This is a genomic window from Thermotoga maritima MSB8 (assembly GCF_000008545.1).
Classification (GTDB): Bacteria; Thermotogota; Thermotogae; order Thermotogales; family Thermotogaceae; genus Thermotoga; species Thermotoga maritima.
This window is the reverse complement of the sequence record NC_000853.1, coordinates 1,780,531-1,795,020: the sequence shown is the minus strand read 5'-3', so window position 1 is coordinate 1,795,020 and position 14,490 is coordinate 1,780,531. Positions and strand designations below refer to the sequence as shown.

At 43.8% G+C, this 14,490-nt stretch carries 15 protein-coding genes and 1 CRISPR repeat array (1 of these 16 only partly in view); of the genes, 10 read left to right on the top strand and 5 right to left on the bottom strand.

Annotation, left to right across the window (positions count from 1 at the left end):
• Positions 1–27: 27 nt before the first annotated feature.
• A complete protein-coding gene (locus TM_RS09250; protein ID WP_004082363.1) occupies positions 28–2,625 on the top strand; it encodes a valine--tRNA ligase in 2,598 nt (865 codons plus the stop codon).
• Between the two features lie 30 nt (positions 2,626–2,655).
• Here the strand turns inward: TM_RS09250 and TM_RS09245 are convergent, their stop codons facing one another.
• Positions 2,656–3,030, bottom strand: a complete 375-nt coding sequence (locus TM_RS09245) for a NifB/NifX family molybdenum-iron cluster-binding protein (RefSeq protein ID WP_004082362.1) — start codon at positions 3,028–3,030, stop codon at positions 2,656–2,658.
• 14 nt (positions 3,031–3,044) lie between these two features.
• Positions 3,045–3,464 carry a 4Fe-4S dicluster domain-containing protein gene (locus TM_RS09240; protein ID WP_004082361.1) on the bottom strand — a complete coding sequence of 140 codons (420 nt, stop codon included), beginning with the start codon at positions 3,462–3,464 and terminating at the stop codon, positions 3,045–3,047.
• Positions 3,465–3,745: 281 nt separating this feature from the next.
• Between TM_RS09240 and cas6 the strand changes: the two genes are divergently transcribed.
• The 9 genes from cas6 to TM_RS09200 are packed head-to-tail and all read left to right on the top strand — an operon-like array spanning position 3,746 to position 12,077.
• Positions 3,746–4,498 (top strand): CRISPR-associated endoribonuclease Cas6, encoded by a 753-nt coding sequence (cas6, locus tag TM_RS09235; RefSeq protein ID WP_004082360.1) that lies wholly within the window; start codon positions 3,746–3,748, stop codon positions 4,496–4,498.
• A 4-nt stretch (positions 4,499–4,502) separates the two neighbouring features.
• Entirely contained in the window at positions 4,503–4,811 is a 309-nt protein-coding gene (locus tag TM_RS09735; RefSeq protein ID WP_010865409.1) for a hypothetical protein, read from the top strand.
• A gap of 4 nt (positions 4,812–4,815) precedes the next feature.
• Positions 4,816–6,150 (top strand): CRISPR-associated DxTHG motif protein, encoded by a 1,335-nt coding sequence (locus TM_RS09230; protein WP_010865408.1) that lies wholly within the window; start codon positions 4,816–4,818, stop codon positions 6,148–6,150.
• A 20-nt stretch (positions 6,151–6,170) separates the two neighbouring features.
• Positions 6,171–8,324 (top strand): type III-A CRISPR-associated protein Cas10/Csm1, encoded by a 2,154-nt coding sequence (gene cas10, locus TM_RS09225; RefSeq protein WP_004082358.1) that lies wholly within the window; start codon positions 6,171–6,173, stop codon positions 8,322–8,324.
• A 14-nt stretch (positions 8,325–8,338) separates the two neighbouring features.
• Positions 8,339–8,761 (top strand): type III-A CRISPR-associated protein Csm2, encoded by a 423-nt coding sequence (gene csm2 / locus TM_RS09220; protein ID WP_004082357.1) that lies wholly within the window; start codon positions 8,339–8,341, stop codon positions 8,759–8,761.
• A gap of 13 nt (positions 8,762–8,774) precedes the next feature.
• Complete coding sequence (gene csm3, locus TM_RS09215; protein WP_004082356.1) at positions 8,775–9,518, top strand: type III-A CRISPR-associated RAMP protein Csm3; 744 nt, start codon at positions 8,775–8,777, stop codon at positions 9,516–9,518.
• Between the two features lie 23 nt (positions 9,519–9,541).
• Complete coding sequence (gene csm4 / locus TM_RS09210; protein ID WP_228378913.1) at positions 9,542–10,393, top strand: type III-A CRISPR-associated RAMP protein Csm4; 852 nt, start codon at positions 9,542–9,544, stop codon at positions 10,391–10,393.
• Positions 10,390–11,529, top strand: a complete 1,140-nt coding sequence (gene csm5, locus TM_RS09205; protein WP_004082354.1) for a type III-A CRISPR-associated RAMP protein Csm5 — start codon at positions 10,390–10,392, stop codon at positions 11,527–11,529. The genes csm4 and csm5 overlap by 4 nt, the downstream gene beginning before the upstream one ends.
• Positions 11,502–12,077, top strand: coding sequence for a hypothetical protein (locus TM_RS09200; RefSeq protein WP_004082353.1), 576 nt, complete (start codon positions 11,502–11,504; stop codon positions 12,075–12,077). Before csm5 ends, TM_RS09200 begins: the two co-directional genes overlap by 28 nt.
• On the opposite strand, the gene TM_RS09195 is transcribed toward TM_RS09200, so the two are convergent.
• From TM_RS09195 to TM_RS09185, 3 genes are read right to left on the bottom strand one after another with little or no spacing between them, the layout of a single operon-like run.
• Positions 12,059–12,874 (bottom strand): DUF5685 family protein, encoded by an 816-nt coding sequence (locus TM_RS09195; protein WP_004082352.1) that lies wholly within the window; start codon positions 12,872–12,874, stop codon positions 12,059–12,061. The genes TM_RS09200 and TM_RS09195 overlap by 19 nt on opposite strands.
• Complete coding sequence (locus TM_RS09190) at positions 12,874–13,338, bottom strand: hypothetical protein (RefSeq protein WP_004082351.1); 465 nt, start codon at positions 13,336–13,338, stop codon at positions 12,874–12,876. The genes TM_RS09195 and TM_RS09190 overlap by 1 nt, the downstream gene beginning before the upstream one ends.
• Positions 13,335–13,685, bottom strand: coding sequence for a J domain-containing protein (locus tag TM_RS09185; protein WP_004082350.1), 351 nt, complete (start codon positions 13,683–13,685; stop codon positions 13,335–13,337). The genes TM_RS09190 and TM_RS09185 overlap by 4 nt, the downstream gene beginning before the upstream one ends.
• A gap of 634 nt (positions 13,686–14,319) precedes the next feature.
• A CRISPR array of direct repeats spans positions 14,320–14,490; the repeat unit is 30 nt; unit sequence GTTTCAATAATTCCTTAGAGGTATGGAAAC (it continues 656 nt past the right edge of the window).

Here is a 14,490-nt window from a genome sequence, read left to right as displayed (position 1 = left end):
ATATCACAGGAAAAGGAGGTGCTGAGAGTGGCAGAACTCTCGACGAGATACAATCCAGCTGAGATAGAGACCAAATGGTACAGATACTGGGAAGAAAAAGGCTACTTCACACCGAAAGGTGTCGGAGAGAAATTCTCCATTGTGATACCGCCTCCAAACATCACCGGAAGGATCCACATGGGGCACGCTCTGAACATAACTCTCCAGGATATCGTGGTCAGATACAAGAGAATGAAAGGGTACGATGTCCTCTGGGTACCCGGAGAAGACCACGCGGGTATCGCTACGCAGAACGCGGTGGAAAAGTTCCTTCTTCAAACACAGGGAAAGACGAGGGAGGAAATCGGAAGAGAAAAGTTCCTTGAGATCACCTGGGAGTGGGCTAACAAATACAGGAGGGAAATAAGAGAACAGATAAAGGCTCTTGGAGCCTCGGTGGACTGGACAAGGGAGAGGTTCACACTGGACGAGGGGCTTAGCAGAGCCGTAAGGAAGGTGTTTGTTGAGCTCTACAGGAAGGGTCTGATATACAGAGGAAAGTACATAGTGAACTGGTGTCCAAGGTGTAAAACGGTGCTCTCGGACGAGGAAGTCGAACACAAGGAACACAAGTCCAAACTCTACTACGTGAAGTATCCCGTCAAAGATTCCGATGAGTACATCGTTGTGGCAACCACAAGACCCGAGACGATGCTCGGTGACACGGCCGTCGCCGTTCACCCGGAGGATGAAAGGTACAAAAACTTCGTCGGTAAGACGCTCATTCTTCCGCTCGTTGGAAGAGAAATACCCGTTGTCGCGGACAAGTACGTTGACCCGAAGTTCGGAACGGGTGCGGTGAAGGTAACCCCTGCGCACGACCCGAACGACTATCTCATAGCTCAAAGACACAACCTTCCAATGATAGAAATCTTCGATGACAACGCGAGGATAAACGAAAACGGTGGAAAATACAAAGGACTGGACAGGTACGAGGCGAGAGAGAAAATAGTGAAGGATCTTGAAGAACAGGGCTTTCTCGTCAAGATAGAGGATTACACTCATTCTGTTGGGCACTGCTACAGATGTGACACGGTGATAGAACCGAAGCTTTCCGACCAGTGGTTCGTTTCCACAAAACCGCTTGCCAAAAGAGCTATTGAGGCCGTAGAAAATGGAGAGATAAGGTTCTTCCCGGAGAGATGGACGAAGGTCTATCTGAACTGGATGTACGAAATCAGGGACTGGTGTATCTCCAGACAGCTCTGGTGGGGCCACAGGATTCCCGTCTGGTACTGTCAGGACTGCGGCCATCTGAACGTCTCCGAAGAAGACGTGGAAAAGTGTGAAAAGTGCGGCTCCACGAATCTGAAACAGGACGAAGACGTGCTCGACACCTGGTTCTCCTCTGCACTCTGGCCGTTTTCGACTCTCGGTTGGCCCGAAGAAACCGAAGACCTAAAGAGGTACTATCCAACAGACCTTCTCGTCACAGGCTTTGACATAATCTTCTTCTGGGTCGCGAGAATGATCATGATGGGATACGAGTTCATGAACGACAAACCTTTCAGCCATGTCTACATTCACCAGCTCGTCAGGGACAAATACGGAAGGAAGATGAGCAAATCCCTCGGAAACGGCATCGATCCTCTCGAGGTGATAGACGAGTACGGTGCCGATCCGATGAGGTTCACCCTCGCAATACTCGCCGCTCAGGGAAGGGACATAAAACTCGATCCGAGGTACTTCGACGCCTACAAGAAGTTCGCGAACAAGATATGGAACGCCACGAGGTTTGTTTTGATGAACCTTGAAGATTACAAAGAGGTACCTCTCGAAAACCTCAAGACGGTTGACAAATGGATTCTCACGAGACTCAACAAAACGGTGGAAGAGGTCACAAACGCTCTCGAGAACTACGATTTCAACATTGCAGCAAGGACCATTTACAACTTCTTCTGGGATGATTTCTGTGATTGGTACATAGAGGCTTCAAAGCCGAGGTTGAAGACTGAAGAGAGGAACCTTGTTCAGACGGTGCTTGTGAAGGTGCTGGATGCGTCCTTGAGACTCCTTCACCCGTTCATGCCGTTCCTCACAGAAGAGCTCTGGCAGAAACTCCCCGTGGCCGGTGAATCCATAACGATTGCGAAGTGGCCAGAGATCGAAAGAGAACTCATCGATGAAACCGCGGAGAAGGAATTCACCAGGCTCATGAACATGGTGCGCGGCGTCAGGAACGTGAGAGCCGAGATGAATCTGCCGCAGTCTCAGAGAGTGAAGGTGTACATCAAGGGCTACGAAGTCACGGAAGAAGAAGAGCTCCTTCTCAAGACTCTCGGAAACATAGAAGAAGTCAGTTTCGTGAACGAAAAACCGCCGAAGACTGCAACAGCCTACGTTGAAGAGGAAATAGAGGCCTATGTGGACCTTGGAGGGCTCATAGATTTCGAAAAGGAAAAAGAGAGATTGAAACAGATCATGGAGAAGATCCAGAAAGAAATAGATCGTCTGGAGAAGAAACTCGCAAACAAAGACTTTGTCGAAAAGGCACCTGAGGAAGTGGTCGAAGAAACGAAAGAAAAACTCAACACCAACAGGGAACGTCTCGCAAGGCTCGAATCCATCCTCAGAGATCTAGAATGAAAAAGAGGGGCCAAAGCCCCTCTTTGTTTTTCAGTGATGTTCGTGGTGGTGATGATCGTGAACTTCGTAGTCTGAATCTTTCAGTTGTCCTGAGAGATACTGGTTCACCACTTCTTCCACTGTTCCTGATGCGCCCTTTATCACTTTTACACCCATGGCTTCGAAGGCAGCGATGGCTCTTCTTCCGATACCTCTCACTATCACCAGCTCCGCTCCTTTTTCTTTCACAAAATTTGGGACAGCACCGTGAACATGATCCTGTGCAAGAGGGTTTTCTTCAACACTGATATCCGCTATCGCGTTGTTCTTCACCTTCACGAATGCGAAATACGGTGCCCTACCGAAGTGTTCCGATATGGGAGAATCTTTTCCTCTGTTTTCGGAGACGGGAATGGCTATGATCATTGTTTCACCTCCTCTCAGGGTTCGGGTTTGGTTTCCGTTTCCTTTGGTGACAGATGATCTTCGGCCAGGAGAGGCTTTATTATCTCAAAGGCTTTCTTCACAATTTTGTTCTGCGCAACCAGCTTTTTTATATAGGAAGCATCGGGGAAACTTATCGCTCCTGTTGGACAAAGGTTCATGCACGTCTGACACGCAACCATACAGTTGTAAGGACGCGCCACTATCACTTTTCCCTCTTTTTTGTCGAAGTCGAACACTCGTCTTCCGCAGGTTACAAAGCAGATTCCACATGTCACACATTTATCGTAATCGATGGTTGGGTACCACTCTATTTCTTTCCTGTCCACGCCCCACCATGGGACTTTAGAAAGATCACGAACTTCTCGACCAAGGGCATCCTTTCCAATCAACGGAGCGTTCTTTGCCTCTGCCATAGTCTTCCCTCCCCGTTTTGTTCTTCTTCGTGGTAAGGGGAGGGAGTATCAATACCCGCACCACCAGCACTGACAGACCTTTCTCACGACTCTCACCTCAGGGAAATTATATACTTTTTGCATATATTTGGTCAAACAAAAAATTGCAGAGTTTGGGGAATTTTTCTTGACCATTAAATCAGAAAGATCATCGATAATGACTATTCAAAGAAAAAAAGGATAGTATGCAAAGAAAATTTTAATGATAAAATTATCACAAAGACATCCAAGGGGGAAACAGTATGAGATTGAAAGTTTCTTTTCAGGCGATGGAAAGCACTGTTCCATTGAATTACAACTATTTTCTTTCTTCTTTCATCTACAAGAGATTGGCTTCACAGAATGAAAACTTTGCCAGATTCCTTCACGAGAAGGGTTATGGGAAGAGGTTCAAGTTTTTCACTTTTTCACAACTTTTCTTTGAAAATTCCAGAGTCAGCGGTGAGAGAATCTTCATATTTCCAGGAAAAGGATGGTGGTACATCTCATCCCCAGTAGTTGAATTCGTCAGGTACATGTTTTCTTCTCTCTCCGAAGATCCCGTGATCAGGGTAGGAAAAACAGAGTTCATCGTGAAATCCATTGACATCGAAAATTCTCTTCCTGACCAGTCGGAGTACCACTTTGTCATGCTGTCACCGCTTGTGGTCAGTGTACCTGAAGAAAACAATGGAAAGCTTTACCACAGGTATCTTCATCCGGGAGAGGAAGAGTTCTACGAAGTTTTCAGAAAAAATCTTATGAAGAAGTACAGAGCTTTTTACGGAAAAGATCCAGAAGGCACTGTTGAAGTCATCCCCGATTGGGATTACATCAAATCACGTCATCGGATAACCAAGAGGATCAAATTGAAAAACGCGTTCGTCAGAGCCGTGGTTTTCCCGTTCAAAATCAGGGGCGAGAAAAAGCTTGTAGAGATCGGCTATGAAGCGGGTTTTGGAGAGAAAAACAGCATGGGATTCGGAATGGTAGCCTTGAAAAAATATGAGAGGTGAAAAGATGGGCGAAGTTGTAAAACTGGTTACATTTCTTGGCCTGGGTAAGTATGAAGAAAGCGAAATTAAAATTAATGGGAATCTTTTAGATGGGTGTGTAAAAAATGATGACTCCCAGGATATTTTTTGTGTTCGACAATCGATTTTCCCACTAGCATTAATTGAATATCTGAATCATATAGGAAAACAAGTTGAAACAATATTCTTCCTAACAAAAACCGTGAAAGAAAGCAAAACATGGGATGAGTGTAGAAGATTTTTGAGATCAAATATTAAAGATTTTGAAATACCGGAGAGGAGAATCTTCAAGTAACTTGATGAATTTCCTTGTAAGAAACCTTGTGGAAAATTTGGAAGAAGGGGACAGAGTTATACTGGATGTTACTCATTCGTTCAGAAGTATTCCATTGATGGCAAGTGTAGTAGCCCTGTACCTTAAAGAGGCCAAAGATGTTAATGTGAGTGTAGTTTACGGCAAGTACAATAAAGAAACAAAAGTAACAGAGTGCGAAGATTTGACCCCACTAACTAAAGCTACATCATGGATATATGCTGTTCGATTGTTCAAAGAGTATGGATATGCGAAAGAACTCGCTGATTTGATAAAAAAGAGAAATGAAGAAATATACAGGAGAAGTCAAAGTTCGAAAAAACCAAAGCTACTTGGTTCTATGTCTCAAAAACTTCAGGATCTTTCGTCTTCTATACGTCTTGGATCCATAGTAGCCATAAGGAAGAATTTAACCAATTTCTTCAATTTTATTGATAGAAATAAAGCAAGAATAAGAGAGGAGACGGAGGTTTTTGTTCCAGAGATTGCGGCTCTCTTAGATGGGATCGAAAAAAGATACAGGGTTATACATGTGAAATCGGAGAATTTTGAACTGAGCGAAAAAGAATTGGAATCTGAAAAAGAGTTACTGGATTTCTATCTTCAAACAGGAGATTTAGGTATGGCTCTTCGTTTGGCAAGAGAATATCTTATAAATGTCTATTTGATGTCTGGAGGGGAGAAGAGTGATTTCTTGGATAGAAATGTTAGAGAGTCTGTGAGCATTTCAACGTTTGGTTATGATACCATCCTTCAGGCAAGAAATCATGTTGCTCATTTCGGATTCAACAAACTCCAGCTTCCCTCCTTGAAAAAGATAGAAGATCACCTGAAAGTGCTTGTTCAAACCCCACCGGAACAACTTCTGGAGTCTGCGAGAAAAACTCAGCGAAACAGAAAAAGAGCTCTTCTCACTCCTCTCGGTACGACAAAAGGTGCTTTATACACCGTTCTGAAAAAAATTTCACCTGATCTACTCCTGGTTATAACTTCAAAACAGGGAAAAGCTATTCTTTCAGAAATTCTGGAGAAAGCTGAATTCAAGGGTGAATTTAGGGTAATCCTTCTCGAAGACCCTTTTATGGGTGTAAGTGAAATAGATCGAGTAGTATCCGAAATCAAAGAACATCTTTCTGACGTGGATGAAGTGATCGTCAATCTCACAGGTGGAACCACTTTTCTTACGTACGTTATCGAGCGTGCCAAAAATCAAATTAGATACGGAAGAAAAGTAAAAACTATCCTGGCTGTGGACAAGAGAACTTACGAAGAACAAAAGCAGAATCCTTTTGTGGTGGGTGAAATTCTGGAGCTTGATTGAGAAAAGGAGGTGAATCTTCCTTGAAAGACAGAGAAGAGCTTGTTGTTGGGGCTCTCCTGCACGACATAGGAAAGGTCGTAAGAAGGGCGGGGGATGACAGAAGACATCAGATTGCCGGATACGATTTTACAAACAAAGTGAAGAAATTCGCTGTAATTCAGGATTACATTCACTACCATCATGAAAAGGATCTTCTGAAAAAAAGTTTGGAAAACGAAAAGGTTTGGTACGTGTGCTTCGCAGACAACCTCTCGAGCAAAGAAAGAATGACCGAAGATCAGAAGTTTGAAGAACTTCGAAGAATGGTCAACCTCCTCTCAAAGATCCCGGAGGGGGAATCTTCCAGAAACGTCACTTACTTTCCTGCAAAACCAGCCAACGAAGTGGTGGAAGCGGTAAAGGATATGAAAGAAGATCAGAAAACCTACGAGGATCTCTACAGGAGATTTGTCGAAGACGCTCAGAAGATTTCTCCCACACCAGATGATGTGAATTTTCTCACTTACAAGTACTTCTCGTTCATTCCTCAGGAAACAAGAGTGGAAGGAGACATGGATATATCGCTCTACGACCATCTGAAGGTCACGGCTATGCTTGCTCTCTCGCTCTATGACTACGCAAAGGAAAACGACCTCAAATTTGAATCCTACCAGGAGATGAAATCACACTTTGAGAATTCCAACGTGAAACCCTTCCTACTTGTTGGGGGAGATGTCTCCGGGATACAGAATTTTATTGCCAACGTCTCTTCAAAAGGAGCTCTCAGATCCTACAGAGGAAGGAGTTTCTTCATAGAAATTCTCCAGGAAGTCGTTGTGGATGAGATTCTTGATAAAACAGGCTTTTACAGGACAAACGTTCACTTCATAGGAGGAGGACATTTCTACCTTGTCCTTTCCAACACAGAGAAGGTGAAGAAAGCCCTCGAAGAGATCAGAAACGAGCTGAACGAATGGTTCAGAAATAGGGGTCTTTCACTCCACCTTGTGATCGAATCTGTTGAATTTTCGGTGAAAGACGTGGAAGACATGTCCAAGGTTTTCAAGAAGATCGGTGAAAAGTTGAACGAAAGAAAATACAGAATGTACACAGAAAAAGACCTCGAAGCGATCTTCCCCGATGATTTGAATCTGATCCAGGAGAAGGGAAACCACACCTGCAAAATCTGTGGAAACAGAGTAGACAAGCTCTTTTCCATTCGAGAAGGAGAAGAAGAAATCGCCTGTGACTTCTGCAAGGAAATGTACGAGCTTGGAAGAGAACTTCTTGAAGAGTCTCACGTGTATCTTGCTGAAAGGAAGAATGGAAAGTTCGAGATTTTTAAGAGAAAATTCGATTTCTCGAGAGAACCGGGAGAGGGTTTCAGCTACAAGTTGAGAAGGATATACGAATTCTCGGAAAAAGAAAAGAACGTCAGAAGAATACAGGTGGTGACGTATTTCAAAGAACAGGAGTTCGAGAAAATCGCAGAAAAAGCACCTGGCAAAAAAATAGCGAGCCTCCTTGTTGACGTTGACAACCTTGGAAAGATCTTTCTCAAAGGTTTAAAGAAAAAGACCCTTTCCAGATACAGCACCCTCTCAAGGCTCATGAGCTTTTTCTTCAAAGAAAGAGTAGAGAGTATTGTTGAAGGAAAGAACGTTATGGTGATTTATTCCGGCGGAGACGATCTCTATCTGGTTGGCGGATGGAACGATGTTCTGGATGTGGCAAAAGAGTTGAGAGAGGCGTTTGGAAGATTCACAACGAACGACTTCATGACGTTCTCCGCGGGATACGTGATCACCGATGAGAAAACGAGTATGAGCCTCATAAGAGAAATGTCTGAAAGAGCCGAAAGCGCTGCCAAGAAATCCGGGAAGAACAGCATAGCATTTTCGAACAGAAACTACTATGCGGTAAAGTGGAACACCTTCTTCGAAATGTACAACTTTTATCAAGAGTTGAAGGAAATAGCAGACAAAGTGGACAGAAGTGTCATTAGAAAGGCTTTGAATCTCACAAGAGAAGAGTCTCCTCTGAACAAAGCCTTCCTCGCCTACATAGAAGCAAGGGAGAACAAAGACGAAGACAAAAGAGTGGCAAATCTCATGAGAGAGAACATAGATCACCTCGGTGAAAACGCCTTGAATGTAATCCTCCAGTTTGTGGATCTTCTCTCAAGAAAAAGCTGAAGGAGGGATGAGCGGTGGCAGTTTCTCAGGGTGTTTCTCTCAAAGAAGATTTGAAGGACCTTGTGAGAAAGGCAGAGGAAATCGGAAGGGAACTTTCTGGAAAGCTGAAGACAAACCAGCTCAGAAAGTTTCATGGTCACTTAACCAAAATCTGGAGCAACTACATCTACAAAAAGAAGGACTACAGGGATAACCCGGAGAAGTTCAACGAAGAGATCCTTAACGAGCTTCACTTCATGAAGATATTTCTCGCATATCAGGTTGGAAGGGATATCGAAGGTATCAGTGAATTGAAGGAGATACTTGAACCTCTCATAGACGAGATAAAGACTCCTGACGAGTTTGAGAAATTCAAAAAGTTCTACGATGCAATCCTTGCGTATCACAAATTCCATTCTGAATCCGAAAAAAGCAACAGAAGGACAGCCAGAAGATAAGGAGGGATGAGCGGTGGAAAGGCCGATACTCGGAAAGTACATCATAAAGGGAAAGATCATTCTGGAAACAGGTCTTAGGATCGGAGGTCAGGAGCTCGGTGTGAACATCGGTGGTATAGACAATCCCGTTATCAGAAATCCTCTCACGGGAGAACCCTACATCCCCGGAAGCTCTGTGAAAGGAAAGATGAGAAGCCTGATGGAAAGGTTGTTGAATCTGGATATATCTGGGAACAAGGTAAGAAGACACGAATGCGAAGAAAGGGAATGCAAAGTCTGCAGGGTGTTTGGTTCGACCTCGAAAGAAGGAAATAACATCCCTTCACGCCTTCTTGTCAGAGATGCGTTCCTCACGGAAGATTCGAAAACGAAACTCCTCAGCATGGAAACCGACCTTCCATACACGGAATGGAAAACAGAGAACGCACTGGACAGAGTCACCTGTAAAGCCGATCCGAGAAGCTTTGAAAGAATTCCCGCAGGTGCGGAATTTGAATTCGAGATCATCTACACAGCAGAGAACGAAAAGCACATAAAGGAAGACCTCGAAAATATAGCCACAGCTCTGGAGCTTCTCGAAGACGACTATCTCGGTGGAAACGGAAGCAGAGGATACGGAAAAGTGAAGTTCAGTATAGAAAAAGTGATCTTCAAGAGCGCCGATTACTACAAAGGAGAGGGAACACCCGTAGAAAAAGAGGTCAAAGGTGGTGTTGAGGGCTTTAAGAAAGCCATCCCCGAAATCGTGAAAGGGTGATAGGAGTGCGCCTTCTGGTGAAGATGAGTTTCAGAAGTGGTTTCAGGGTGGGTAGGGGGAACGAGACCGATTCCACCCTCCCCACCATCCATTCCGATACCATCTACGGTGCTGTTGTGTACCACGCTTTCAAGTGGTCTGAGAAAGCCGAAGACTTCGCAAAGAAGTTGAAGGTCTCTTCTCTTCTGTTCGTTCGCGGTGATCGCCTTCTTGTTCCAAAACCTTTTCTTTACAACACCTATTCGTTGGAAGAAGATGATGAGGAAAGTCCAAAGGAGCTGAAGAAAGCAAGTTATGTTTTCCTGGACAAGCTCGCTGACTATCGGTCGATAAAGGAAGCAAGCGGTGCTGTCTGCAAGGAAAATCCGGTGGAGATAGTGAGGATTCCAAGAAATTCCCTCGACAGGATAACGAGTTCCTCCAATCTCTACTTTGTGGAAGTTGCTTTCGTAAAAGAGGGGTTCACTCCGGCATTTCTGGCAGAATTTCCCGATGAATACGAGGGGCTTTTCAAAACAGCTGTCAAGTCTCTTGGAGATAGTGGAATAGGCGCTGACTCAACTTACGGATACGGACTTTTCAATGCCGAGTTCGAATCTGCTCCAGATTTCCCGGAAGAGGGTGAGTACTATCTCACCCTGTCGCTTTTTGTACCTTCTGCAGAAGAGAGATCAAAGATGAACGAAGGATACTACAGGGTAGTAAAAAGGCGCGGAGTAAAAAGGGATGAAATGAAGGTAAAGAAGGAGATTTCTTATGTTCAGGAAGGTTCTGTGTTTCCTTTCAAGCCAGAGGGCCGTGGGGTGTTGAAGATAGAAGACTATTTTGTCCAGACGTCTCCACTCTGCGTGGCTTTCGGTGGTGATGGGAAATGAAGGTGACTCTCAAAACACTGACTCCCCTTCACATAGGAAGCGGCGAAAAGTATCCTCCTTGCAACCTCGTTGTTCTGAAAGAGGAAGAAAACAAAAAAACAGCTGTGAGGCTTATCACAAGAAAATTTCTTGAAGTTTTGAGGAAACACCCTGAAATCAAGCAAAACATCTCTGAAAATATCTCTAAACCCCTCAGTTTTAAAGAAGTAGAAAACGTGGAAGATGGTGTTTTCTATGAGGTGAGCCTCTACTCAGATTTCTCCAGTGGGAAGAAAAATCCGGAGATTCCTGAAGTTGTTCACCATCCCGACGGAAGCGTTTATGTCCCGGGAAGTTCGCTGAAAGGCGCTGTAAGACTTGCACTCACCTGGCACGTTTTGAGGAACAACAGGAATCTTCTTGAAGAATTCCGCAGGAATGTACAAAAGGATCTTCAAAATCACAAAAGGGCATTCTATCAGACCAATGAATTCCTGAATGGATTGTTCAGATTTGCTCCAAAAGAGATCAACACCGATTACTTCCGCTTCCTAAGAGTTTCTGATTCTCAAACACTGAGGACCCAGCTGGTTGTGCACGATGTCGGGATTTTCTACGTAGCTCGTCCCAACACTCACCCCAGAACTTTCCCTCTGGAGTTTGTTCCTATCAACAGAGATTTCGTCTTTGATGTGAGGTTTGTGAAAGAAGAATACGATTACTTTCTCACACACGTGAGAAAACGCTACGGAGTAGAACTTCCTGGAAGCATTGAAGAGATCTTTTCGATCGTGAACGAGTTCTACTCCGAAGTCTTCAAATTCGAAAGAGAACGCTTTAAAAAAGCAAAGGAGAATTTTGAAAAGCTCGACACCAGTAAAATCGAAGAAAGATTCCAAAAGATAGAGAAAGTGCTTCAAAGCAAGAAGTACGTACTCATACACATAGGATACGGTGGAGGACTCATGGCAAATTCGCTCTTCATTCTCCTTGACGAAGAGACAAGAAAACAGGTGAGAAACATTATAAAGTACCATAAAGATGACGAAGCTCCTCTCACGAGGAGATACCTCGTTCAGAGTGAAAACAACAGTTACAGAGTGATATCTCCGATAGGATGGTGTGCGTTGTGGTTGGAAGATTCCCAATCTACGTAGAAGAGGAGTTCACATCGGATGAAAAGAAGTGGGAGTTTGTCCTCTCGAAAATCGAGTCCATCGATCCGGCAGTGGCTTCCTTCGTGGAAGAAGCACCGGATGGAACAATGAGAGTGATCGGTCCGTTTCGGGCGAGGAGTGGTTACGCTCTTGTTATCTCCTCGCCTCTTTCTTCGCTCTTTCATTTCTTGGTTCTCAACGTTCCCCGTGTTTTGAACGCAGTCGTGAAACCCGGAAGAGCCTACGTCGAAATATACGAAAAGAGAGATCTTTTCGATTCACCCGGGGTGTTCACTTTGAAGGTGAAAGGAGCAAAGGGTTTCTCACTGAAGCAGTTGAAAGAAGACATGAAACTCTTCCTCGGTGTCGAGGTTGAACCCGCCTTCCAGCCGGTTTCTCTGAGAAACACAAAGAACGGTGTTATCGTGACCTTGAAAACCCTCACCCCTGAAACGACCGCTCTGGTGAAACTCTCGAGGCTTTGTGGCACCGGTGAGAGCAGAAAGTACGGACATGGAGATGTAGAGATCTACAGGATTGTTGAGTGATTTAAGTTACAGGTTTTACCTACCAAAACGTTTTCTGTGATGAATGGTATCCCGAGGTATACGATGTTATCAAGTATAGTCTTGTTCCTCTTTATGTCGAGAAGGTCGTAAGCCTTCCACATCTCATCAATACATTTCTTCAGGTGGGGTCTCAGTTCGGATCGTGCCTTTTCAAGGTCACCGTTGTATTTCTTGACGAGCGGGTTGAACACGTTTTTTCTCTTATCCTTTTCAAAGTCATCCAGTGCGTCTACGATATAGAGCCATTTTCCAAGGGACAGACCAAGGTAGTAAAGAATTTTTCTCTGGGTTTCTTCTTTAACCATTTTGCTGAGGATTGTTCCAACTATTTTGCCCTGTTCTTCTGCGAGGATTTTGAAATCTTGTTCCTTTTTTTCCATTTCGTAGAAGTTCTCAAAAAGACTGGATATTTCGGGATCTTTCTTCAAAAAAGCGCTCGCAAATAGGTAAACGGGATTTTTTCTGTCTATGTAGTTGTCTTTCAGCTTTTCACGAAGAAGGGCAGTGAAAACACGAGCCACCTCGTCTATTTCGCTTGAGGAGTAAAAATCCACCTTTTTGAGGGTGAAGATACAGAGTTCTTTTTTTCTTTTCAAATCGCTGTTGTTCAGACTTGAAAGAAGAAGTCCAAGTGATGCGGCTTCGTAGGTGAGGAGGAAACGCGGAATGATTGAATACTTTTTCAAAGCTTTGCAGACACCGCAGTAGTACCCTCTGAATTCTTCGTACTCCTTCACTTTCAGTTCGCACTTCAAGGGTTTGATATATCCAAACATCAATTTTTCCTCCTGATGATTCTGAGAAGTTCTTGAAGGATCCTGTTGTACAGGTAGTCGTAGACAAAGAACGCAACCTGAACACCAAGAAAGCCGAGCACGTAGAGAGAAAAGGAAACATCAGGCAGTTCAGCATTGAAGAATTTTGAAGCCACAAACACCAAAAGCAGAGTAGAAGCGTTCAAGTAGAGAAACCTGATGAGAATCGGTTTCTTTCTGAGAAAACCGTAAAAAGAAAGCACGAAAAAGAGCAAAACATAGCCTGGATTAGGAACAAGAAGAAACACAAGAACATTCACAGCGATTATGATTGGAACAGATCCGATCCCGAAGAGTTCCACAAGAACCCCTGTGAAAACACTGCTCAAAGCGGCGAAAAATATCTTGCTCTTCGTGAAGTTCCCAATGTAGAGTAGAAGGACAACGAGAGCGGAAACGAGCCCTCCATAAGTGACTTTCTTCACATGCAAGGAATGCAGTCACCCCCGCATGCTTCACAACAGGTATCTGTGCACCATGCACATCCAAGGCAGGCGAGAATATCGCGACAGCCGTCGTTCCCCCTGTATCTGTATCCCATGGAATAGAACGTGTTATGTACATTTTCCTGTCCGGGTGTTTCTGAAAACTCACCACTCATCAATACAGCGTACGCTTCGTTGATCTGCTTCATTTTTTCTTCCGCAAGATCTTTGAGAGGATGATCCTTGTATCGGTCCGGATGGTACTTTTTCACCAGCTCTCTGTAAGCTTTCTCTATCTCTTCCTTTGAAGCACCAGGTGGAACACCAAGGACTTCGTAGGGATTCACAAAGATCACCTCCACGGCGAAAGCTTCTCTGATATTTTAACATCTGGAAGTATTTCAGAAGGTGATGTTAGAAAAATCTTTATTAACTAAATCTTAATATGTTTTATTCATACAAACCAGGTTAGTTCCAATCATTCACAAAGTGGGTGATGCGTGTACATGGCACTGGAAGATCGATACAGAGTATGCAATTACCGGTAACGAAAAATTTCATGCGGATTTGTGGTACCGGAAGCTATGCGTTAAAAAGGGAATAATGGATGATATGAAGAGACAATATGAAGAGAATTTGTGGAGATAGATTACGTGTAAGTGCTTTAAATTCGAGAAGTTAACAGTTAACTTCTAACACACTGAGGAATACCTTCTTTCATCTATTTGTGAAACATGGAACTAATCGATTTTTACCAAAAACACCCCAAAATGCCCTGACGTAGGTTGATATAATTTATCTTCTGTTTTTTGCTTGTGTTCTTTCATTGTTGAACTATGCAATTATTCCATTTTTCCAAACAGTACTTGAAGGTGCTCTCTTGTGTGTTAGAATGGTTTATGGAAAAGGAGAATATGGAAGTTCAAAAAACATCTTGCTTTCAGAGTGTGTTTGTGATATAATTTCTCTTGAACTCAACGGGTTTCAATAATTCCTTAGAGGTATGGAAACCTTGAGACCGATCCAGAGAATCGTCCTGAGTTCCTTGTTTCAATAATTCCTTAGAGGTATGGAAACTGTTTCCTCGCTCTGCAATGATCCTCAGATCTGCCTGTTTCAATAATTCCTTAGAGGTATGGAAACCCGTCCCTT